Genomic DNA, 21482 nt, shown 5'->3' with positions numbered 1-21482 from the left:
CCGTGAAAGACAACTGAGGTCACACGAAAACACACTCGAAAACACACGTTGACCTGCACATTTAATAGTCCTGCCACTGCTAACTTGCGAAATCCCGCTAGGCTGACGTGGTGCTACTTGCCATTGATACCTCCGCCGGCACGAGCGTGGCCGTGGTCGACCTTGACCGCGGGGTCATCGCCGAACGCGGCGAAGCTGACACCATGCGGCACGCCGAAATCGTCGGCCCGTTCATTCTGGAGTGCCTGCGCGAAGCAAATGTTGACCCGGCAGCTCTCTCCGGAGTGGTCGGCGGCATGGGCCCAGGGCCATTCACGGGACTCCGCGTCGGCATCGCCTCTGCCCGCGTCTTCGCCCTTGGTGCTGGCAAACCGCTCGTACCCGTGATCAGCCACGACGCCATCGCCTGGGGCCACTACCGCCGCGGCCACACCGGTCCGCTCGTTGTCGTCACCGATGCCCGCCGCCGCGAAATCTACTGGAGTGCGTACAGCGAAGCGGATGCCATCGGCCTGCCCGTGCGCGTCGGCTCGCCGGGCCTCGCCAAACCGGCCGAACTCGACGACCCTGCCTGGCTGCACGCGCTCTGGCCGCGCATCGACGCCGCTACGGTCTCGGCCGGGGAACTCGGCCTGGTCGCCGAACTCAGCTACGCGCATCGACGCCCGTTCGCCGCCAATGAGCCGCTCTACCTGCGCTCACCCGACGTCACGCTCTCGAATGGTCCCAAGCGGGTGAGCCGATGACCGCGCCGATGACCTGGCAACTGCGCCGCGCCCGCGAAGCCGACCTCGAGGCCATCATGCACCTCGAAACCAGCATCTTTGAGAACGACGCCTGGTCAGAGGCCATGATGGCCCGCGACCTCGGCGACGCTGCCTGCTATTACCTCGTCGCCTTCCCGCCCGACGACCCGACCAACGTCGTGGCCTACGCCGGCCTCCTCGCCCCGCGGGGAGCTCGCGAGGGCGACATTCAAACCATCGCCGTTGCCGATTCGGCGCGCGGTCACGGCCTGGGCCGCAGCCTCATGCAGGCGCTTATCAGCGAAGCGCGCAAGCGTGGTGCCCGGTTGGTCTTCCTCGAGGTGCGCGCAGACAACCCCGGAGCTCAGCGTGTCTACGACCGGCTCGGATTTACCCCGGTCGGCGTGCGTCGAGGCTATTACCAGCCCGATAATATCGACGCAATTGTCATGCGCCTGAATATTCCCGAATTGGAATCTATGCTCACCACCTCGACAGCGACGGTGCTTTCATGAATAGATCAGCACCGCTCGTGCTCGGCATCGAGACCTCCTGCGATGAAACCGGCATCGGGATTGTGCGTGGAACGACCCTGCTCTCCAATACCATCGCCAGCTCGATGGACGAGCACGCCCGCTACGGCGGAGTCGTGCCCGAGATCGCGGCCCGCGCCCACCTCGACGAGCTCGTGCCGGCCATCAACGCGGCCGTCACCGAGGCCGGCATCTGCTTGCAAGATCTCGATGCCATTGCCGTCACCTGCGGGCCGGGGCTTTCCGGCGCCCTCATGGTCGGTGTTGGTGCCGCCAAGGCGCTCGCCGTGGCCCTCGATAAGCCGATCTACGCGGTCAACCACCTCGTCGGTCACGTCGGCGCCGACCTGTTGCAAGCCGAACCGAGCACCACCGCGCCACTCGAGTACCCCACGATCGCCCTGCTCGTCTCCGGCGGGCACACCTCGCTGCTGCTCGTGCGCGACCTGGTCAGCGACGTTGAGCTGCTCGGCGAAACCATCGACGACGCCGCCGGCGAAGCCTTCGACAAGGTCGCCCGGCTGCTCTCATTGCCCTACCCCGGCGGACCGCAGATCGACCGAGTGGCCATCGACGGCAACCCGAAGGCCATCCGTTTTCCGCGCGGACTGAGCCAGCCCAAAGATATGGCAGCGCACCGCTACGACTTCTCCTTTTCTGGACTCAAGACCTCGGTCGCCCGCTTTGTTGAACAAAGGCAGGATGCTGGTGAACTCGTACCGGTCGCCGACGTTGCTGCCAGTTTTCGCGAGGCAGTGGTCGACATTCTGCTCACCAAGGCCATCGTCGCCTGCGGCGACTTTGGCGTGCCACGCCTGCTTCTCGGCGGCGGAGTGATCGCTAACGCCCGGCTGCGGGCCGTAGCTACTGAGAGAACGGATGCCGCCGGCATCGTCCTCCGCATCCCGCCCCTCTCGCTCTGCACCGACAACGGCGCCATGATCGCCGCCCTCGGTGCGCAGCTGATCATGGCCGGCCATGAGCCCTCGACGCTCGAATTCGGCGCGGACTCCACGCTACCGGTCGGCCAGATTCAGGTTTGAGCGACGCGACAGTCGCCTCGCGTTGGGTAACGCGATAATCTGGCAAGGCGACCACCGAACGTTCTTGATAAAGGAGACCGCAGATGTCTGATCCCACCCAGCCCCCCGTCGACCCGACGAGAAGCGACCCAACGAGAAGCGACCCGACCAGTTCGACTCCGGCCGACTCCAGCGTGCCGGCGCCGGCTTCGGACTACCCGAGCTACTCGGCACCGGGTGCTCCGGCAGCGCCTTTCGGCCAGGCAGCAGCCTATGGCCAGCCGCCCGCGTACGGCCAGAACTCCTATGGCCAGCAGAACCCGCAAGACAGATTCAACGTCATGGCGATAATCTCGCTGGTGAGCGCGTTCTTCATTTCGCTTGCCGCCATCATCACCGGGCACATCGCCCTGAGCCAGATCAAGAAGTCCGGCGAAAAAGGCCACGGTCTCGCTCTCGCGGGCCTGATTCTGGGCTATGTCGGCTTCATTATCGGCGTTATTGTCGTCGTCATTATCATCGCCGCGCTCATCAGCGGCGCCTCAGCCGGCGCCGGGGCCTACAACGACATGTACAACGAGCTCAACAACTAGTAACCGCACAGGGTTTCCGGCGAGAAAACAGCAATGAGTACACCCCACCCCGATTCAGCGGCGCAGCCGAACCTGGACTACACGCGTACCCCTGCGCCCCCCGGTAGCCAACTGGACTGGGCATCGACGGTGACGGCGCCGACGGAGTTCGTGCCGTACGCCTACACAGAGGCCGAGGTAGAGCGCATCACCGGCCGCCGCCGCCTCTCGATTGCTTCGGTGGTGTGCGGCCTGCTCGGATTGGCCCTTGGCGTCCTCGGCGTGTTCGGGCTGCCGGTTGCCTTGATCGCGATCGTTCTCGCTCTGATCGCACGAATTACCGAGAATCGAGCGCGCACTCTGTGGGCCAGCGGGCTCGCCAGCGGCCTCATCGGCGTCCTGCTCGCGGCCGGCTGGTTCGTCTACATCAGCCAGGTGCTGCTGCCCCTGCTCTAATCGTTCAGCTACCGCACGCGTTCCACGAGCAGCGCAACGCGGTGCCCGGCCACTCGGGTCACAATGAGCGTCGCGACTTCAGGCCCCTTGAGCTTGAGCCGGGTGCGCAGCGTCGCCGGATCGATGTCGACGCCGCGTTTCTTGATCTCCAGCGTGCCGATGCGCCGCTCCAGCAACGCCAGCCGCAGCTTCTTCTCATCGAACGGCAACGTTTCGAGCACCCGAAACGCACTCGCGAACGGCGTCGGCGCCAGCACATCATTGGTCAGATAGGCGATGCCATCGCTAAGCATGCGTGCATCCATCGACCGGGCCAGATCACCGATCAGACGCGCCCGAATCACCGCGCCGTCGGGTTCATAAATGTAATTCCCGAGGGGACCCACCGGAACGTCTTCGCTATCAGCGCTGGCGGTGAGTTCGTGCACACCGTCCTTGGTCAGCAGCAGGGCAGAACGACGGATGTCTACCCGCGCGAGGGCGCCAAACCACAGTCCCATCTCCACCAGCTGTCCGTCAACCGACACCCACTGGGCTTCGGCGTCGACCGGAATCTGGTCGCGATCATGGCCTGGACCGAGCTTCATTCCGAGCGGCAGCCGCGCGGCGAGCAGGTAGGCAAAGTCGAGCGACGGGGAGTAATCCTCGGAACGGGTTAACCGCGTCGTGTTGCTGTGCCCGCTCGTGCGGCGGGCCGGGTCGAGCCAGACCGCGTCAAAATCGGACAGATCAAACGTCTCGGCATCGGCTTGCACCGCCGAGGCGTTGGGAAAGGGAGCGAGGTTGAAACTCGCCACGGTTGCCGTGACCTCGTCGGTGTCAACGGCGACGACCGCCAGGTCCATCGCGGCCAGAGCTATCGCGTCGCCGCCGATGCCGCAGCCAAGGTCGGCGACCCGCGGAGGTCGGCCGAGCGTCGCAGCGAGCCCGGCGAACCGCCCGGCGTGCAGCGCGGCGACCCGCAGTCGCGTGGCCTGCTCGAGACCGGCGTCCGTAAACAGCATCCGCTCGGCGAATTCGCCGAACTTTCCGGCAGCCTTCGCGCGCAGCCGGGACTGGCTCAGCACCGCCGAGACCAGCCCGGGAGCGTGTCCTTTCTGGCGTAACGCGCTCACGAGCTTCACTACGTCACCGTTCGCGTCGTAGGGCGGCAGGGAGTCCAGCAGCCGCAAACTAGCGGGGGAGAGCAGCTCGACAAGCTCGGTTCGATCCATTTTGCAACGGTATCAAACGTCCCGATCTGGCACTCACGTTGCGTGAGTGCCAGAAGCCCCCTAAACTTCACTTGGCACTCTCGCTGTGAGTCTGCTAATCCAAGTCTTAGAAAGAGGTCAACCGTGTCGGTCTCCATCAAGCCGCTCGAAGATCGCATTGTCATCAAGCAGGTCGATGCCGAGCAGACCACCGCATCGGGTCTGGTCATTCCTGACACCGCGAAGGAAAAGCCCCAAGAGGGCGAAGTTGTTGCAGTCGGCCCCGGCCGTATTGACGACAACGGCAACCGCATTCCCCTCGACATCGCGGTCGGCGACAAGGTCATCTACTCCAAGTACGGCGGAACCGAGGTCAAGTTCGGTGGCGATGACCTTCTGGTTCTCTCCGCTCGCGACGTGCTCGCTGTGGTCGTTCGCTAAGTAGGTTTCATCACTACCTAGGTTTTAGACTGAAACTCCCGGATGGCATCGCCATTCGGGAGTTTTTGTTTGTGCATTTTTGTGTTCCGTAGGAGAAAACACTATGACGGATGCTGCCGCATCAGCTGAAACGGCCGCTCGCTCCACGCACCGCACCGGCCTTATCTACGGTGGCCTCGCCTACGGTTTCTGGGGCGTGCTGCCCCTGTACTTTCTCCTTCTCTCCCCATCTGGTGCCTTTGAGATCGTGGCCTGGCGGGTGCTGTTCTCCCTCGTTTTTTGTGCCCTGATCATCACGTTCACGCGCACCTGGTCCGTGCTCGGTCGGGCTCTGCGGCAGCCGCGTCTGGTCTGGACCATGGGCCTGGCCGGGGTATTCATCTTCATCAACTGGCAAACCTACGTGATCGCGGCAACGACCGGACACGTCGTAGAGGCGGCCCTCGGTTACTTCATCAACCCGATCGTCACCGTGTTGCTGGGCGTTTTCGTGCTGCACGAACGGCTACGCCGCCGGCAATGGGTGGCCGTCGGCGTTAGTTTTCTCGCCGTGATCGTGCTCGCAGTCGGTTACGGCTCGATCCCCTGGATCTCGCTCATTCTCGCGTTCTCATTCGGGTTTTATGGGCTGATCAAAAAACGCGTCGGCTCGAGTGTCGACGCCGTTACCGGCCTCACCCTCGAAACAGCCTGGCTGGCGCCCGTCGCTGTCATCCAGCTCGTCGTTGTCTCGGGAATATCCGGACTCACCTTTGGCACCGTTTCTCCCTGGCACACCGTTGGCTTGCTCGCGGCCGGCGTCATTACCGCGGTTCCGTTGCTGCTGTTCGCAGCCGCTGCCTGGCGGTTGCCACTCTCGCTGCTTGGACTCATCCAGTTCGTGACGCCCGTCATACAGTTTCTTCTTGGCGTGTTTATTCTCAACGAAATGATGCCGGTGGAACGCTGGGTCGGCTTCGCCCTGGTCTGGGTTGCGCTGATAATTTTGACGGTCGACATGATCGTTTCCGGTCGGGGGCCCCGGCGTGGCAGCCCTGAGTCCGCCACGAACACTCCGGCCTAGTTATCTGAAACAGGCCCGGCCAGCCGATACGTTGAACCGTTACCTCTCACCAGCGCCAGCTCAGTCCCAAAGGATTCCCATGCCCCGCAAGCCGCTCACCGCCGCCGTACTGATGCTGGCTCTGGCCCTCAGCGGATGCACGAGCACTCCGCCGGCCACGCCCCGCACCACACCGACTGCGCTGGAGACCATCGCGCCGACCGGTGACGGAACGCTCATTATTGGCACTCTCTTTCCCATGACCGGCGACAATGCGGTCAGCGGCGCGGCGCAGGTGGCCGGCACCGAGCTGGCACTGCGTGACATTCTCGCCGAACCGGTCGCGCTGACCGAGCCGGTCACACCGACCCGGCCGATAGCACTCGTGCACCGCAACTCGGCCGGCGATCTCGCCGCGGCCTATGCCGATTTGATCGCGCGCGGCGTTGACCTGGTGCTGTGGGACGCGACGACGGCGCTGCCAACGGATGCTGAAAGCTCTGTTGGCAGCGCAGCCCTCGTCGCTCTCGGTGACTTCGCCAATGGTGGCACCCCGCTCGCCGCCGACGAGACGCTCACTGCCCGACTGAAGACCGCCGACCCGACCCTGACGTCTACCAGCGGCGGCGCTGAAGCCTACGACGGTGTCATCACCGCCGCGCTGGCCGCCGTGATCACCGGAGACGATGGCGGTCCATCGCTCGAAGCCGGCTCAGTACAGGTAATCGCGGGAAGCGCCGTGTGCATGTCGTGGGGCGAATGCCTGCTCGCAATTAGCGAAAAACAGGTCATCGATTATCAGGGTGTCACCGGTGACCGTTCGTAACGATTTGGTCGCTTAAATCGGTTGAGCCTCGAAGTGGGTAGTTCCGGTGCCAGAGAATGCCTACTCTGACACAACGCCAGTCAATCGGCTGGCTAGATCTACCCCTCTTCAATCAAGAAGGAGCAACATGAGCGCATTCGCGAAGGACTCGTCCTTCCGCTCAGTACGTGCCCTCGTCACCGGTGTCGCACTGGTCGGAGTGAGCGCACTTCTACTCGCTGGCTGCAGCAACGACGCTGCCACCACCACGACACCCACCGACACCCAGACCGCCGTTGCGGGTTCCAACGTGAACGAGGTCGTTGCCGGCGAGCGCGATCTCACCCTCAAGATTGGCGCGTTGGCACCGCAGAGTGGCGTGCTCGCCTTTCTCGGCCCGCCCCAGGTCGCCGGCGTTGCGCTGGCCGTACAAGACATCAACGAGCTGGGTCTTGGAATCACCGTTGAAGCGATCAATCGTGACGAGGGCGACACCACGGCCGATGTCGCGACCGGTTCCGTGACCGACCTCATCGGCCAGGACGTCACGGCGATCGTGGGAGCGGCGGCATCCGCTGTGAGCAGAATCGTCATCGACACGATCACCGGCGCCGGTATCGTTCAAGTTTCGCCCTCCAATACCGGGCTCGACTTCTCGACCTACAACGATGGCGGCCTGTACTTTCGCACCTCGCCGTCCGACCTGTTGCAGGGCGAAGAGCTTGGAACCAAGATCGCCGAAGACGGCGTGAGCACCCTGGGACTGATCGTGGTCAACGATGCCTATGGAACGGGCCTCGCCGACGTCATCACGTCGACCTTTGAGGGCACCGGAGGTGAAGTCGTGGCCACCTCGCTCTTCAACACGGGTGAGAGCAACTTCACCTCGCAGATTTCCGATGTGACCGCCGAAGACCCCGAGGCGATTGTGATCGTTACCTTCGACCAGTCGAAGTCGATCGTTCCCGCGCTGATCGCCGGCGGCTTCCCCGGTGACAAGCTGTACTTCGTTGACGGCAGCCTCAAGGACTACAGCGCCGACTTCGCAGCGGGTCTGATCGCCGGATCACAGGGAACGGCCCCCGGCCTCGACCTCGCTACCCTCGGCGAGTTCCAGTCGCGACTGCTCGAAATCGATCCGACGCTCAAGGACTACCTGTATGCGGCGGAAGCCTACGACGCCGTCATGTTGATCGCCCTGGCCGCCTATGCGGGCAACGATGTATCGGGCGAGTCGATCGCCAGCTACATGCAGCAGGTCTCTGGCGGTTCCGGAGATGGAACCAAGGTCGAAGATTTCGGGGCCGCAGCCGAAGCTCTCGCCAACGGTGAGCAGGTCGACTACGACGGTTTCTCCGGTCCGATCACCTTCGATGAGAATGGTGACCCGACCGAGGCCACCATCGGTATCTACGAGTACGCCGAAGACAACACGTACTCTCGCACCAACTAGTCACCCGGCACGTTGACGGGCCCCGGCTTTGGCCGGGGCCCGTCTTCTCGTCATCCCCGATTAGTCTTGCCCGAGGGTGCCCAGGTAGAGACCGATCACCTTGGGGTCGTTCAGAAGCTCACGTCCGGTGCCGGTGTAGGCGTCGCGGCCCTGATCGAGCACGTAACCGCGGTCGCAGATCTGCAGGCAGCGGCGGGCGTTCTGCTCGACCATGATTGTCGTCACGCCGGCCTTGTTGATCTCCTTCACCCGCAGAAAAGCTTCGTCCTGGCGCACGGGGGAGAGGCCGGCGCTCGGTTCGTCGAGCAGCAACACGTGCGGCCCCATCATGAGCGCGCGGCTCATGGCGACCATCTGCCGTTCACCGCCCGAGAGCGATCCCGCGCGCTGGGACATCCGTTTGCGCAGTTCTGGAAAGATCTCGGTGACGAACTCAAGGCGTTCCACGAGGCCCTTGGGCTTTTGAAAAATGCCCATCTCGAGGTTTTCACGAATGGTCAGCGTGGGAAACACATTGTTGTTTTGCGGCACAAACCCCACGCCCTGGGCGACCAGCTTGTTCGCCTTGAGGTTGGTGATGTTGTTGCCGCGCAGCAGAATCTCGCCGTCACGAACCTTCACCTGGCCGAAGATCGACTTGAGCAACGTCGACTTGCCGGCACCGTTCGGGCCGATGATGCCGATCAGCTCGCCGTCGTAGGCGGTGAGTGAGCAGGAGTTGAGAATGTTCACGCCGGTGACGTAGCCGGCCGTGACGTTTTTGACCTCGACGACCGCTTCGCGGGTCTCGGTCGGTGCCGGCACTGCCAACGGGTTAGCGTTCGCCATCGAGCAACTCCTTAATCGCAAAAACGTGCTCGGTCTCGGCATCTGAGTCTTCGCCGATGTCTTCGTCGTGGTGTTGTCCGAGGTAAGCGTCGATCACGGCCGGGTTCTTCATGACCTCGTGCGGGTCACCCTCGGCAACCACCTTGCCCTCGGCCATTACGATCACCCAGTCGGCGATGTGGCGCACCATGTGCATGTCGTGTTCCACGAACAGCACCGTCATGCCCTGCGACTTGAGGTTGAGAATGTGATCCAGCAGCGACTGCGTGAGGGCTGGATTGACCCCGGCCATTGGCTCGTCGAGCATCACCAGAGTTGGGTCGCTCATGAGTGCCCGAGCCATTTCGAGCAGCTTCCGCTGCCCGCCGGAGAGACTCGCCGCGTAATCGTCTTTCTTGGAGTCGAGCTTAAACCGGGTGAGCAGGTCGAGCGCCTTTGCCCGGTTCTCCTCCTCCTGGTGGCGCCAGAGAAAGGGCAGCAAGGCGCGGAACATGTTCTCGCCGGTCTGGCCCTTGGCGCCGAGCAGCATGTTGTCCATGACGGTCAGTAGTCCGAGGGCCTTGGTGAGCTGAAAGGTACGAATCTGGCCCATGCGGGCGACCCGGTAGGCGGGCATCCCGGCGAGGGAACGACCATTGAACGTCCAGGTGCCGTCGTCGGGCTTGTCGAAGCCGGTGAGCAGGTTGAACAGGGTCGTCTTGCCGGCACCGTTCGGGCCGATCAGCGCCGTGATTGCGCCGCGCGGAACCTCGACGTGGTCGACGTCGACGGCGGTGAGACCGCCGAAGGTGCGGCGTACCTTGTCGACGACGAGAATCGGGTCGACCTTGCGGCAGCCCGGTTCGGCCTCGCCGACGTGCAGGCCGGTCGTTTTGATTGGCTTCTGGGTAGGAACGGGCGGCTCGGGGGGAGCGGCCGGATCGAGACCAGCGTTAGCGGACAAAAGCCAACTCCTTTTTGTTGCCGAACACACCTTGCGGTCTGAAAATGACTATCAGCATGATTGCCACGCCCACCAGAATGAAACGCAGCTGGCCGCCCTGAATGGTTGTCATGAATGGCAGCCAGCCCGCCTCAACGGCTCGGGAGATGAAGCCGGAGAAGAACGACAACAGCACCCAAAAGATCATCGAACCGATGATCGGGCCGAGCACCGTCGCGGCGCCGCCGAGCAACAAAATGGCGTAGATGAAGAAGGTCAGCGTCGTCTGGTAGTTCGAGGGCACCACCGCCCGCGGCAGCGCGAAGATCATGCCGGCGATGGTGCCGAACACCCCGCCCAGAATAAGTGACTGCATCTTGTAGGCGTAGACGTTCTTGCCGAGTGCGCGCACGGCGTCTTCGTCTTCTCGGATGCCCTTGATAACACGGCCCCACGGGCTACGCATGACCTGCCACACGAATAGTGCCGCCAGAATAACGATTGACCAGGCCACGATGCGCAGCCAGGTGTCGTAGGCGTTATTCTCGAACGGTCCGAAACCGTAGCTGCCTTCAGCGAGGGGATTAAGAGCTGCGAACTCGGTCTTATACCCGCTCAGACCGTTGGCCGATCCGGTGACGGAGGCGAAGGTGTTCGTCGTGAATAACAGCCGCACAATTTCGGCGGCCGCGATCGTGACGATTGCCAGATAGTCAGCGCGCAGTCGCAGCGTTGGAATACCCAAAATCAACGCGAAAACAATGGATGCCCCGATACCGACGAGAAACGCGCCCCAGACGGGAAACCCAAAGGTCAAAATCGAGATCGCGTAGCCATAGGCTCCAAGGGCCATGAAGCCGGCCTGGCCGAAGTTCAGCAGACCGGTGTAGCCGAAGTGCACGGCGAGACCGAGCGCGGCGAGTGCGTATGCCGCGGTGGTCGGGCTGATCAGCTCGACGGCTGCGTTGTTGAAGATTGCTCCCCAGTCCATCGTGAACCCCTAACCAATTCTTTCTTTGCGACCCATGATGCCTTGCGGCCGTAGCAGCAGCACCAGGATCAAGACCACGAGCGCGCCGACGTATTTCATGTCGGACGGAAGCCACAGCGTCGACAGCTCTACGAAGAGACCGACGATGATTGAGCCGATCAGGGCGCCAAACGCGGTGCCGAGGCCGCCGAGGGTGACTGCGGCAAAGACCAGAAGCAACATTTGGAAGCCCATATCCCAGCTGACCCCCGGGCGAAAATACGCCCACAAAACTCCGCTGAGTCCGGCCAGCGCGGCTCCCGTGACCCAGACGATGCGGATGACGTTGTCGACGTCGATGCCGCTGGCCGAAGCGAGGCTGGGATTGTCGGAGACGGCTCTGGTGGCCTTGCCGATGCGGGTGCGCAGCAGAAAGTAAGCCACCCCGAGCAGCACGATCACGCTGATACCCATGCTGACCAGGTCGATCGGTGACAGTGAGATCGGGCCGAATTTGAGGTCGGTTTGCCCGGCCCCGGGTAGCTGGCTCGTGCTGCCGCCGAAAAAATACTGATACAAATAACGAAGCGCCAGCGAGAGTCCGATGCTGACGATCATTAGCGGAATGAGCGCGACCCCGCGGCGGCGCAGCGGTTTCCAGATCACCGCATCGAGGCCCCAGCCGAGCGCGCCGCTGAGCGCGATTGCGATCACGATGGCGAGCCAGATGGGCAAGCCCAGCTGCACGGAGAAGACCAGGGTCATCAGCGCACCGAAAGTGATCATCTCGGCGTGGGCGAAGTTGCTCAGCCCGGTCGTGCCGAAGATGAGCGACAACCCAATCGCAGCGAGGGCGAGTAGCAGACCGAAGTTCAGGCCGTTAACGAAGCGGTTCAAAAACTGGTCGAAGAAACTCACCGTATTGCGGGTGCCTTCACCGAGAAAAAAGTTGACCGACTTTCGGTCGGTCAGCCCGAACTCCGCGTCGATGACGTTGGCGCCCTCGGCCACGACGACACCTTCCGGCAAGGACTCTTCGTCGAGGGTGACCTCGTAGCTGCCCTTTTCGGGAACCCCGATCGCCCACCGTCCATCGGCATCCGTTACCGTGTCGGCCTCGTAGCCATTGCCGGCCACGGCGATCGCGACATCGCCCTGGGGCTCCCCGTCGAACTGCACATTGCCGGCGATCGTGAAATCGTACTCGGTACCGACCTCGTCGGCGTGCGCATTGCCCGCCGAGAAGGTGGCCATAGACAAGGCTGCTAGCAGCGTCACAAACAGGATGGCGAGCAGTCTGGGGATGTATCTCTGAGCAGTGTCTGTGGGCTGCACAAGACCTCCATGTTGGTGCCGACCGATGGGTAACCGAGCGGGCGCCGGGTAACGACTGCCAACGACGTTGTTGAGAGTATTTGCCGATTATGTCCCATAACTTTCAAATCTCCGCACCGTGTCGACAAGAGTTGGCGGAATGTGATGAGCCCAAACACGCTTAACATTGAAGAACCGGTCTATTCATTCACGTCCCGTGGGGTGGTAATGCAATTTTTCGGACAATTTTCAGTTTTTCAGTTACAGGTAAGGGGTTTCATGGATCAGCCAGATCCGTTCGGATTCACCGGGCTCACCTACGACGACGTTCTGCTCCTGCCGGGGCATACCGACGTCATTCCCAGCGAGGCAGACACGTCCTCCCGCCTGACCAGGCGGATTTCCGTAGCCACGCCGCTGTTGTCCAGCGCCATGGATACGGTGACGGAAACGCGGATGGCCATTGCCATGGCCCGCGAGGGGGGCCTCGGTGTACTGCACCGCAACCTTTCTATTGGCGATCAGGCCGAGCAGGTCGACCTGGTCAAGCGAAGCGAATCCGGGATGATTACCAATCCGGTAACGACTTCTCCCGATGCGACCGTGGCCGAGGTCGACGCTATTTGTGGCCAGTTCCGCGTTAGCGGGCTGCCTGTTATCGACAGCGACGGCATTTTGGTGGGAATCATCACCAACCGCGACATGCGCTTCGTCTCGGCGACCGACAAGCACACCACCAGGGTGCGCGACGTGATGACCCGCACCGGTCTCATCACCGGCAAGAAGGGTATGGCGCCGGGGGATGCCCTCGCGATCTTCGCCAAGCACAAGATTGAAAAGCTTCCTCTCATCGATGCTGCTGGCAAGCTCACCGGGCTGATCACCGTCAAGGACTTCGACAAGAGCGAGGAATTTCCGCTCGCTACGAAGGATGACGCCGGCCGCTTGCGGGTCGGAGCGGCCATCGGCTTCTTCGGCGATGCCTGGCAGCGTGCAACAGCACTGCTCGAAGCCAACGTTGACGTACTCGTGGTCGACACCGCCAACGGCGACAGCGCCGGCGTGCTCGACATCATCCGTCGGCTGAAGACCGACCCGGCGTTCGCCGGCGTCGACGTCATTGGCGGCAACGTGGCAACCCGCTCCGGCGCGCAGGCGCTCATCGACGCGGGAGCGGATGCGATCAAGGTCGGGGTCGGCCCCGGCTCCATTTGCACGACGCGCATTGTCGCCGGAGTCGGTGTGCCCCAGATCACTGCCGTCTATCAGGCCTCACTGGCCGCGCGCGAAACCGGTATTCCGGTGATCGCCGACGGCGGCCTGCAGTACTCGGGCGACATCGCCAAGGCACTCGTGGCCGGCGCGGACACCGTCATGCTCGGCTCATTGCTGGCTGGCTGCACCGAAAGCCCCGGCGAACTCGTGTTCGTCAACGGCAAGCAGTTCAAGACCTATCGCGGCATGGGCTCGCTCGGCGCGCTGCAGACCCGCGGCACGAAGACCTCGTACTCCAAGGACCGCTATTTTCAGAACGACGTTCCGAGTGATGACAAGCTTATTCCCGAGGGCATCGAGGGTCAGGTCCCCTTTCGTGGACCGTTGTCGGCGGTCTCGTACCAGCTCGTCGGTGGCCTGCGCCAGTCGATGTTCTACGTTGGAGCGCGCACCATCCCGGAGCTCAAGCAAAAGGGCAAGTTCGTGCGCATCACACCCGCCGGCCTCAAAGAGTCGCACCCGCACGACGTGCAGATTGTGGTCGAGGCCCCGAACTACCGCCGGTAGGGCTGCTCGGTCTGGCGCTCGCGTTCCTTGGGGGCGGGGCCCGCACCGCTGGCGCGGGGTTTGCGCCAGTACGCGGGGCCTGCGCCGTTGCGCGGGAGCTGCGGCATGACCGGAACTCCCGCGTAACTCGTCGCGCGGAAGCTGCGCCAGTGCGCGGGAGTTGGGCCTCCCGCGCAGCGGCGTACCTCCCGCGCAGCACGTAGTGGTGGCAGCCGACGCGCCATCCCGCTTCGAACCGAGCCTTCCCGCCGGCGTATGAAGCCGCTTTGCGCTATACCGGGCCATCGCCCAACGTGACAGTGTCTGCGACCCCGTCCATGTGCGCTGGTCGAGCTAATCCAAAAATTTTCGACTCTTCTTTCCGCACAGAGTGCTCTTTGCTCTGGGGAGCTGGCCGAGACCGCCTTCGACCAACGTTGGCTGTCTGCGAAGCCCCCTCCTTCCCGCTGGTCGAAGCGCGAGGAAACGAGCGATCGACCCGCCAGCTGCGTGATCTCGATCGTTCGCAAGCTCGCGCCTCGATCGGCGAGCCCCGCTGGTCGAGCCTGCCGCGACCGCCATGGCCCAACACTGGCTGTCTGCGAATGCCGGGTGGCAGCATCCACTCGAAAAAGGGATGTCGGTGGCTCCCTCTAAACTGGAACCATGGAAATCGAGATCGGCCGCTCCAAGCGCGCTCGCCGCGTGTACGCCTTTGACGACATCGCGGTGGTGCCCAGCAGGCGCACCCGCGATCCGGAAGACGTGTCGGTCGGTTGGACCATCGACGCCTACCAGTTCGCCATTCCGGTGCTCGCCGCGCCCATGGACTCCGTCGTCTCGCCCACCACGGCTATCATGATGGGCCAGCTCGGGGGCGTCGGCGTGCTCGACCTCGAGGGCCTGTGGACCAGGCACGAGAACCCCGAGCCGTTGCTTGCCGAGATTCGCAGCCTGCCAGCCGACAAGGCGACCGCTCGCATGCAGCAGATGTACTCCGCTCCGATTCAGCCCGAACTCGTCACCGCGCGCCTGGCCGAAATTCGCGCCGGTGGCGTCACCGTGGCTGGGGCGCTCTCGCCCCAGCGCACCCAGGAGCTGTATGAAACCGTTGTCGCCGCGGGCGTTGACCTCTTCGTCATCCGCGGTACGACCGTGTCGGCCGAGCACGTCTCGCAGAACCAGGAACCGCTCAACCTGAAGAAGTTCATCTACGAGCTCGACGTGCCCGTCATTGTCGGCGGCGCGGCCACTTATACGGCGGCGCTGCATCTTATGCGCACCGGAGCGGCCGGCGTTCTCGTCGGTTTCGGCGGGGGAGCCGCGTCGACGACCCGAACGACCCTCGGTATCCACGCCCCCATGGCCACCGCCGTGGCGGATGTCGCCGGCGCGCGCCGCGACTACATGGACGAATCCGGCGGACGTTACGTGCACGTCATCGCCGACGGCGGCCTCGGCACCTCTGGCGACATCGTCAAGGCGATCGCCTGCGGCGCCGACGCCGTCATGCTCGGCACAGCCCTTGCGCGGGCAACGGATGCTCCCGGTGGCGGATTCCACTGGGGCGCCGAGGCCCACCATGCGCAACTGCCGCGCGGCAAGCGCGTTGAAGTCGGCACCGTCGCGCCGCTCGAAGAGATTCTCTATGGCCCGGCCCCGGTCGCCGACGGCACCGCCAACCTTGTCGGCGCACTGCGTCGGTCGATGGCCACAACGGGCTACTCCGATCTCAAGGAATTTCAGCGGGTTGAAGTGGTTGTAGCGCCGTACCGTGTGAATTAGCGGCGGTGTCCATTAGCGGCGGTGTCCATCAACGTCGGTGTGAATTAGCGGCGGCGTCCATCAACGTCGGCGTCCATTAGCGTCGGTGTGGGCTAATGTCGGGGTGAGCTAACGTCGAAGACGCCCCGTTGCGCTGGTACCCAGCTTGACCCGCCAGAATGCAGTACCGCAACAGCGTTGTCGCACTACGCAGCTTGAACACTGGTCTTCCTTGAACACTGAGTCTGAACAGGAGCAGCAATGGCCTCCCACAATTCGGTACCGCGCAGTTCAGTATCGGCTAATTCCGTAGTGACCAATTCAGCATCGACTAATTCAGTCACGCGATCCTCGAAATTGGGGCCGGAGGAACGGGGCGCTGCCCTAGCCAAGCTTAAAGACAAAGAGCTCGATATTCTCGTCGTCGGCGGCGGCATCGTGGGTGCCGGCGCGGCGCTCGATGCTGTCACGCGCGGCCTGAGCGTGGGCATTCTGGAAGCGCGGGACTGGGCTTCAGGCACGTCGAGCCGGTCGTCCAAGCTCGTGCACGGCGGCATCCGCTATTTGGAACAGCTCGACTTTCGCCTCGTACGCGAGGCGCTGACCGAACGGGGGCTGCTGCTGCAGCGCATCGCGCCGCACCTCGTAAAACCGGTTCGGTTTCTCTACCCGCTCAAAAAACGGTTCACCGAGCGGTTCTACATTGGCGCTGGCATGCTGCTGTACGACATCTTCTCCTACACCGGCGGGCGTCCACCCGGAGTGCCGCATCACCGCCACCTCACGAAGAATCAGGTGCAGAAGCTCATTCCGAGTCTCGCCAACGGAGCACTGGTCGGCGGCATCACGTACTACGACGCCCAGGTCGACGACGCCCGCTATGTGTCATCGCTCGTGCGTACCGCCTCGTTCTACGGCGCGCACGCCGCCAGCCGGGTGCGGGTGGAGGGGTTCATCAAGGTGGGGGAGCGCGTTGTCGGGGTGCACGCCCACGACCTGCAGACCGGCGAACGCTTCGACGTGCGGGCCAAGCAGGTCGTCAATGCTACCGGCGTCTGGACCGATGACACCCAGCGCATGGTCGGCGAACGCGGCACCTTCAAGGTGCGGGCGTCGAAGGGCGTACACCTCGTGGTGCCGCGCGACCGGTTTCAAAGCGCCATGGGTTTGCTGCTGCGCACCGAGAAGAGCGTATTGTTCGTCATTCCGTGGGGCCGGCACTGGCTCATCGGCACCACGGACACGGACTGGTACCTGGACAAAGCACACCCGGCCGCGACGGCTGCCGACATCGACTACATCCTCGAACACATCAACTCCGTGCTCAGTGTTCCACTCACCCGCGAAGACGTTGAGGGCGTCTACGCCGGTCTCCGGCCGCTGCTGGCGGGTGAGAGTGACCAGACCTCGAAGCTATCCCGCGAACACCTCGTCGGGCATTCCGTGCCCGGCCTCGTCGTCATAGCCGGCGGCAAGTGGACCACCTACCGGATCATGGCCAAGGACGCAGTGGATTCCGCGGTCTCGGCTCTCGACGGCCGCATTCCGGCGTCGGCGACCCACGACATCCCCTTGCTGGGGGCCGAGGGCTACCAAGCCGCGTGGAACAAGCGTGGCAAGATCGCGCGAGCCTTCGGGCTGCACACCGTGCGGGTTGAACACCTGCTCAACCGCTACGGCACCCTCACCGACGAACTGCTCGACCTGATTCGCGTCAACCCGATGCTCGCTGAACCGTTGCCGGGAGCCGACGACTACATTGGCGCTGAAGTGGTTTACGCGGCCTCGCATGAGGGTGCTCTGCACCTCGAAGATGTGCTTGCTCGCCGTACCCGCATCTCCATCGAGGCCTGGGACCGCGGGGTGTCGTCCGCGCCGGTTGCTGCCGCGCTCATGGCAGACGTGCTCGGCTGGGACCAGGAACGCATCGACCGCGAAGTCGGCTTTTACCTGACCCGCGTCGCCGCCGAACGCGCCTCACAGGAGCAACCCGACGACGAATCAGCCGACCGGGCGCGCCTCGAGGCCCCCGACATCACGGTCACCAACTAGCGCAGGCCGCCCACCCGCCCGCGCTCCCGCCCGCAGAGTTCACCGCGTCAGGTACCAGTGGCCGCGCCACCTATAACTGGCGCGATGACTGGTACTGGGCGCGGCGACGGCCGGACCTGCCGGGGAAGGGCACTACCGAGCCCGAGGGACTCCGATGCGCACCGGCAACTCGAAAGCAGCGAATCCGAGCGAGAACATGTACGCGCGACTAATCGCTTTCCCACCTGAATCGGACTGCGTTGACGCGAAGTCTCCAGCGCGAAGCGCCGCGGCCTTGCCATAGCGCCGGCCGGAGCCGGCGAGGGAGTCCACGGCCGCCTGTAACTCATCGCGTGTAACCAGCGTCGATCCCGCGCTGCCTCCGGTTGCCATCAGGCGCGGCACGTGAATTGCCCAGTCCATCATGGCGAGGGCCTGCGGAAACGGCAGAATGCGCGCCATCGCGACAGCCGTACCGTGCCGCACGATGCCGGGTATGGATCGACCGCCGGATGCTTGCGCGACGGTGATGTGGACATCCGTCGGCCAGGTTATTGGTCGGGAAAACCCCCAGATCACCGCCGCAGAGTAGGGAGAGTACATGGGTGGGTCGGCGCTGACCGCAGCGTGAGCGCGACCGTGAAAGAGGTAGCGTGCGTCGAGATCGAGGCGTTCCCAGTGGAGAGTCGGGAGGTGCACGCCGCGCGCCGGAGAATCTGTGCACAACTCAGACCCGACAGCAGCTCACCGCTCCAGGTGGCGGTGACGAGAGCGGATGCGACGCGGCGCGCGGCCGGGGCAAAAGCGGCTCCGGTAGAATAACAGGACTGCCCTTAAACCTCAGGAGTTATAACAATGGTTGACGTTCGGCGGGTCAAACTTCCCGGTGTGGGTGTGCTGCACACCTTCATCACGGACGACGGCGGCAAGGTCGGCGTCATCGCCCACCGCTCAGGCCACAGCGACCTCATTACCTTCGCCGATGATGAGGGCGGCCCCGACGCCAGCAAGGTCTCGCTCCGGCTCAACGAAGACGAGGCGCACACCCTCGCCGAACTGCTCGGCGGCACCCAGATCACCGAATCGCTCAGCGCCCTCGACCAAATTCCCGGCCTCAGCATCGACTGGTTCACCGTCGACTACGAAGACCACATTGCCGGCCAGGCCCTCGGCAACCCGGCCGACCGCGGGATCGCCGGCCTCACCGTGGTGGCCGTCGTGCGCGGCGAATCCGCCAACCCCGCCCCCGCCGCCGACTTCAAGGTCTTTCCCGGCGACACCCTCGTCGTCGCAGGTTCGCCGGAGAAGGTCGTCAAGGCCTTCGCGTTCTTCCGCACCGGTGAAGTGAAGGCGAAGACCGTCGACGCTCCCCTCGGGGGATAACCGATGCACCTGGGCGAAGACCTCCTCGTTCTCGGCATTCTGCTCGTCGTCGCCTACGTTCTCGGCCGCCTGGGCAAGCTGATCGGGCTCCCGACCATCCCGATCTACATGATCGTGGGTGTTCTGGCGAGCCCGCACACCGACTTCTTCCCCCTCGACTTTCAGGCCGGTGATATCGAGCTCATTGCCGTGTTCGGTCTGATTCTGCTGCTGTTCAGCCTCGGCCTCGAGTTCGACCAGGACGAGTTCTTTGGCAACGCCAAGACCCTGATCATCTCCGGCGGTTCCTGGATTCTCATCAACATGGGCGCCGGCTTCGCCTTCGGCCTGCTCGTGGGTTGGGGGCCCCGCGAAGCACTCGTGATCGCTGGCATGACCGGCACCTCCTCGAGTGCCATCATCACGAAACTGCTGATCGAACTGCGACGTCTCGCCAACACAGAGACACCGATGATCCTCGGCGTCACGGTGGTCGGCGACATCTTCATCGCGATCTACCTCTCCATCGTCTCCGTTGTGCTCAGCGGCAAAACCGAGATCTGGCCGATTGTGCTGCAGCTGTCCATCGCGTCTCTCTTTCTCGTGGCCATGTTCTCCCTAGCCCGCTGGGGCGGCCGCGTCGTTTCGCGCCTGATGCGCACCAAAGACGACGAACTGTTCACCATATTGTTCTTCGGCCTCGTTGTACTCTTCGCCGGTATCGGCGAGATCATCGGCGTAACGGATGCCATCGGCGCCTTCCTGATCGGCGTCGTACTCGGCGCGAGTAGCTACCGCGCCAAGATTGAACGCGTCGCCGTACCTCTGCGCGATATCTTCGCGGCGTTCTTCTTTCTCAACTTCGGCCTCGCCCTAGATATCGCCCAGTTCGGTTCGGTGATCGACGTTGTGGTCATCGCCATCGCGATGACCTTCGTGCTCAGCCTGCTCTCCGGTGCGCTGCTGGCCTGGCTGCACAAGATGGGGCCACGTGAAGCCCTCAATACCGCCGCGATCTTCGTCAACCGCGGCGAGTTCACGCTGATTCTGGCGACCCTGTCGGTGTCGGCCGGACTCGACCCGCGGCTGCAACCATTCGCCGGTCTCTACGTGTTGTCGATGGCGATCCTCGGGCCGCTGTTCGCGGCGAATTCCGAGAAGATCGGGGCGGCGCTGCGCCGAAGGGTGCCGGTATCCGTTTCGACGCGTGCGCCGCGCAACTCGATGCGGGATGAGGAGATTGCGCTGGTCGAGGCGGCTACGGCAGCCCAGGTAGCGGATGCCGACGAGCACACCCGCCGTGTACCCCAACGCGACTCGGTCAATTCCCAAGCGGCGGAAGATACGGTTACACAAGCGAAACGCTTAGATTCGATGGCCGACTTCGCTCTCGGTCAGCATTCCCCAGAACCCGATGATGATGCCGACAGGCCGGCACGCAAACCCGGGCGAGAAAACCACACAGGTGACTATTCGTGATCAGAATGATGCTGCGCCCCCGCTGGGTGGCTGCACTACTGCTGGCGCTCGGCATTGCCGCGGCGTTTGCCCTGCTCGGACAGTGGCAGCTCGAGCGCGCTATCGAGTCCGGCGTGGTTGTTGAACGCAGCACCGAACAGGTCGAGCCCTTGGCCGATGTCGCCCAGCCGGACGGCGCGATCAGACAGATCGCGACCGGGCAAATGGTGCGCGTCGACGGCTCCTGGGTGCCCGGCGACGAGCAGCTCATCACCACCCGGTTCAACGGCGGCGTCGACGGCTTCTGGGTGGTCAGCCATTTTCAAACGGATGCCGCCGCCAGCATCGCCGTCGCACGCGGCTGGGCACCGGACCAGGCCACCGCCAGCTCCGTGATCGACTCGCTCCAAGCCGTTCCCGAGAACGCTCCCGTCACCCTGACCGGACGCTTTCTCACCGGCGAGGCCCCGGAGCTGCCCGATCCGGAGGGCGACTCGATGGAAATGACCAAGGTCGCGCCATCCGCTCTAATCAATCTGTGGGCGGATTTCACCGATGGGTCCGTGTATTCGGGTTACATCGTCGACAGTGAGGCTGCCGCCGGCCTCGCCGTGATCGATTCCCCGGTACCCGAGGTGGACCAGTCGCTGAACTGGCTAAACATCTTTTACGCAATCGAGTGGGTCGTCTTCGCCGGGTTCGCCGTTTTTCTCTGGTACCGCCTGGTACGGGATGCCCTGGAACGCGAGCAGGAAGAAGCAGGGCTCGAAGACGTGACTGCAGAGGCTCCCAGCACGGGCGCGTAGAAT

At 63.5% G+C, this 21482-nt stretch carries 21 protein-coding genes; 15 read left to right on the top strand and 6 right to left on the bottom strand.

The window, feature by feature from the left end:
- Positions 1-110 precede the first annotated feature (110 nt).
- The 5 genes from tsaB (at position 111) to CXY75_RS15675 (ending at position 3329) form a co-directional block, all read left to right on the top strand.
- Complete coding sequence (gene tsaB / locus CXY75_RS15695) at positions 111-746, top strand: tRNA (adenosine(37)-N6)-threonylcarbamoyltransferase complex dimerization subunit type 1 TsaB (RefSeq protein WP_104083923.1); 636 nt, start codon at positions 111-113, stop codon at positions 744-746.
- A complete protein-coding gene (gene rimI / locus CXY75_RS15690; RefSeq protein ID WP_233201955.1) occupies positions 743-1261 on the top strand; it encodes a ribosomal protein S18-alanine N-acetyltransferase in 519 nt (172 codons plus the stop codon). Before tsaB ends, rimI begins: the two co-directional genes overlap by 4 nt.
- Entirely contained in the window at positions 1258-2322 is a 1065-nt protein-coding gene (gene tsaD, locus CXY75_RS15685) for a tRNA (adenosine(37)-N6)-threonylcarbamoyltransferase complex transferase subunit TsaD (RefSeq protein WP_104083741.1), read from the top strand. The genes rimI and tsaD overlap by 4 nt, the downstream gene beginning before the upstream one ends.
- Before the next feature lie 83 nt (positions 2323-2405).
- On the top strand, positions 2406-2894 hold the full coding sequence (locus tag CXY75_RS15680) for a DUF4190 domain-containing protein (RefSeq protein ID WP_104083740.1): 489 nt from the start codon (positions 2406-2408) through the stop codon (positions 2892-2894).
- Between the two features lie 33 nt (positions 2895-2927).
- Entirely contained in the window at positions 2928-3329 is a 402-nt protein-coding gene (locus CXY75_RS15675) for a hypothetical protein (RefSeq protein ID WP_104083739.1), read from the top strand.
- A gap of 8 nt (positions 3330-3337) precedes the next feature.
- Here CXY75_RS15675 and CXY75_RS15670 read toward each other — a convergent pair whose 3' ends face one another.
- Positions 3338-4543: a class I SAM-dependent methyltransferase gene (locus CXY75_RS15670; RefSeq protein ID WP_104083738.1), complete on the bottom strand. Its 1206-nt coding sequence runs from the start codon at positions 4541-4543 to the stop codon at positions 3338-3340.
- A gap of 123 nt (positions 4544-4666) precedes the next feature.
- On the opposite strand from CXY75_RS15670, the gene groES reads away from it, so the two are divergent.
- The 4 genes from groES to CXY75_RS15650 all read left to right on the top strand — a co-directional run bounded on the left by groES (position 4667) and on the right by CXY75_RS15650 (position 8263).
- Positions 4667-4963: a co-chaperone GroES gene (groES, locus tag CXY75_RS15665; RefSeq protein ID WP_092339382.1), complete on the top strand. Its 297-nt coding sequence runs from the start codon at positions 4667-4669 to the stop codon at positions 4961-4963.
- A gap of 103 nt (positions 4964-5066) precedes the next feature.
- Positions 5067-6026: an EamA family transporter RarD gene (gene rarD / locus CXY75_RS15660; protein ID WP_104083737.1), complete on the top strand. Its 960-nt coding sequence runs from the start codon at positions 5067-5069 to the stop codon at positions 6024-6026.
- Between the two features lie 79 nt (positions 6027-6105).
- A complete protein-coding gene (locus tag CXY75_RS15655) occupies positions 6106-6831 on the top strand; it encodes a hypothetical protein (protein WP_104083736.1) in 726 nt (241 codons plus the stop codon).
- Between the two features lie 127 nt (positions 6832-6958).
- Entirely contained in the window at positions 6959-8263 is a 1305-nt protein-coding gene (locus tag CXY75_RS15650) for an ABC transporter substrate-binding protein (RefSeq protein WP_104083735.1), read from the top strand.
- A 60-nt stretch (positions 8264-8323) separates the two neighbouring features.
- Here the strand turns inward: CXY75_RS15650 and CXY75_RS15645 are convergent, their stop codons facing one another.
- From CXY75_RS15645 to CXY75_RS15630, 4 genes are read right to left on the bottom strand one after another with little or no spacing between them, the layout of a single operon-like run.
- The gene (locus CXY75_RS15645; protein ID WP_104083734.1) at positions 8324-9091 is read right to left on the bottom strand and encodes an ABC transporter ATP-binding protein; all 768 of its coding nucleotides are present in this window, start codon (positions 9089-9091) and stop codon (positions 8324-8326) included.
- Entirely contained in the window at positions 9078-9968 is an 891-nt protein-coding gene (locus tag CXY75_RS15640; protein WP_233201982.1) for an ABC transporter ATP-binding protein, read from the bottom strand. The genes CXY75_RS15645 and CXY75_RS15640 overlap by 14 nt, the downstream gene beginning before the upstream one ends.
- 55 nt (positions 9969-10023) lie before the next feature.
- The gene (locus CXY75_RS15635) at positions 10024-11004 is read right to left on the bottom strand and encodes a branched-chain amino acid ABC transporter permease (RefSeq protein ID WP_104083732.1); all 981 of its coding nucleotides are present in this window, start codon (positions 11002-11004) and stop codon (positions 10024-10026) included.
- 9 nt (positions 11005-11013) lie between these two features.
- Complete coding sequence (locus CXY75_RS15630) at positions 11014-12318, bottom strand: branched-chain amino acid ABC transporter permease (RefSeq protein ID WP_233201954.1); 1305 nt, start codon at positions 12316-12318, stop codon at positions 11014-11016.
- 258 nt (positions 12319-12576) lie between these two features.
- Between CXY75_RS15630 and guaB the strand changes: the two genes are divergently transcribed.
- The 3 genes from guaB (at position 12577) to CXY75_RS15615 (ending at position 17874) form a co-directional block, all read left to right on the top strand.
- Complete coding sequence (guaB, locus tag CXY75_RS15625; RefSeq protein WP_104083731.1) at positions 12577-14079, top strand: IMP dehydrogenase; 1503 nt, start codon at positions 12577-12579, stop codon at positions 14077-14079.
- 645 nt (positions 14080-14724) lie between these two features.
- Positions 14725-15843 (top strand): GuaB3 family IMP dehydrogenase-related protein, encoded by a 1119-nt coding sequence (locus tag CXY75_RS15620; protein ID WP_104083730.1) that lies wholly within the window; start codon positions 14725-14727, stop codon positions 15841-15843.
- Between the two features lie 291 nt (positions 15844-16134).
- The gene (locus CXY75_RS15615; RefSeq protein ID WP_369826739.1) at positions 16135-17874 is read left to right on the top strand and encodes a glycerol-3-phosphate dehydrogenase/oxidase; all 1740 of its coding nucleotides are present in this window, start codon (positions 16135-16137) and stop codon (positions 17872-17874) included.
- A 132-nt stretch (positions 17875-18006) separates the two neighbouring features.
- Here CXY75_RS15615 and CXY75_RS15610 read toward each other — a convergent pair whose 3' ends face one another.
- Positions 18007-18552, bottom strand: coding sequence for a hypothetical protein (locus CXY75_RS15610; RefSeq protein WP_146069498.1), 546 nt, complete (start codon positions 18550-18552; stop codon positions 18007-18009).
- Positions 18553-18708: 156 nt separating this feature from the next.
- Here CXY75_RS15610 and CXY75_RS15605 point away from each other — a divergent pair, with 156 nt between their 5' ends.
- The 3 genes from CXY75_RS15605 to CXY75_RS15595 are packed head-to-tail and all read left to right on the top strand — an operon-like array spanning position 18709 to position 21479.
- Positions 18709-19236: a cation:proton antiporter regulatory subunit gene (locus CXY75_RS15605; RefSeq protein ID WP_104083727.1), complete on the top strand. Its 528-nt coding sequence runs from the start codon at positions 18709-18711 to the stop codon at positions 19234-19236.
- Between the two features lie 3 nt (positions 19237-19239).
- On the top strand, positions 19240-20694 hold the full coding sequence (locus tag CXY75_RS15600; RefSeq protein ID WP_104083726.1) for a cation:proton antiporter: 1455 nt from the start codon (positions 19240-19242) through the stop codon (positions 20692-20694).
- A 5-nt stretch (positions 20695-20699) separates the two neighbouring features.
- On the top strand, positions 20700-21479 hold the full coding sequence (locus tag CXY75_RS15595) for an SURF1 family protein (protein ID WP_104083725.1): 780 nt from the start codon (positions 20700-20702) through the stop codon (positions 21477-21479).
- The last annotated feature ends 3 nt before the right edge of the window (positions 21480-21482 follow it).

This window comes from Cryobacterium sp. Y11, from assembly GCF_002929535.1.
In the GTDB taxonomy this organism is placed as follows: Bacteria; Actinomycetota; Actinomycetes; order Actinomycetales; family Microbacteriaceae; genus Cryobacterium.
Note: the sequence above shows the minus strand (reverse complement) of the source record. Positions and strands in the feature narration are given on the sequence as shown.

Excerpts from the sequence above, each read along its gene's own strand:
- CXY75_RS15645 (WP_104083734.1), bottom strand. The coding sequence starts at position 9,091 with ATGGCGAACGCTAACCCGTTGGCAGTGCCGGCACCGACCGAGACCCGC.
- CXY75_RS15620 (WP_104083730.1), top strand. The coding sequence starts at position 14,725 with ATGGAAATCGAGATCGGCCGCTCCAAGCGCGCTCGCCGCGTGTACGCC.
- tsaD (WP_104083741.1), top strand. The coding sequence starts at position 1,258 with ATGAATAGATCAGCACCGCTCGTGCTCGGCATCGAGACCTCCTGCGAT.
- CXY75_RS15650 (WP_104083735.1), top strand. The coding sequence starts at position 6,959 with ATGAGCGCATTCGCGAAGGACTCGTCCTTCCGCTCAGTACGTGCCCTC.
- CXY75_RS15600 (WP_104083726.1), top strand. The coding sequence starts at position 19,240 with ATGCACCTGGGCGAAGACCTCCTCGTTCTCGGCATTCTGCTCGTCGTC.
- CXY75_RS15595 (WP_104083725.1), top strand. The coding sequence starts at position 20,700 with ATGATGCTGCGCCCCCGCTGGGTGGCTGCACTACTGCTGGCGCTCGGC.
- CXY75_RS15655 (WP_104083736.1), top strand. The coding sequence starts at position 6,106 with ATGCCCCGCAAGCCGCTCACCGCCGCCGTACTGATGCTGGCTCTGGCC.
- CXY75_RS15675 (WP_104083739.1), top strand. The coding sequence starts at position 2,928 with ATGAGTACACCCCACCCCGATTCAGCGGCGCAGCCGAACCTGGACTAC.
- guaB (WP_104083731.1), top strand. The coding sequence starts at position 12,577 with ATGGATCAGCCAGATCCGTTCGGATTCACCGGGCTCACCTACGACGAC.
- CXY75_RS15605 (WP_104083727.1), top strand. The coding sequence starts at position 18,709 with ATGGTTGACGTTCGGCGGGTCAAACTTCCCGGTGTGGGTGTGCTGCAC.
- CXY75_RS15670 (WP_104083738.1), bottom strand. The coding sequence starts at position 4,543 with ATGGATCGAACCGAGCTTGTCGAGCTGCTCTCCCCCGCTAGTTTGCGG.
- rarD (WP_104083737.1), top strand. The coding sequence starts at position 5,067 with ATGACGGATGCTGCCGCATCAGCTGAAACGGCCGCTCGCTCCACGCAC.
- rimI (WP_233201955.1), top strand. The coding sequence starts at position 743 with ATGACCGCGCCGATGACCTGGCAACTGCGCCGCGCCCGCGAAGCCGAC.
- CXY75_RS15680 (WP_104083740.1), top strand. The coding sequence starts at position 2,406 with ATGTCTGATCCCACCCAGCCCCCCGTCGACCCGACGAGAAGCGACCCA.
- CXY75_RS15635 (WP_104083732.1), bottom strand. The coding sequence starts at position 11,004 with ATGGACTGGGGAGCAATCTTCAACAACGCAGCCGTCGAGCTGATCAGC.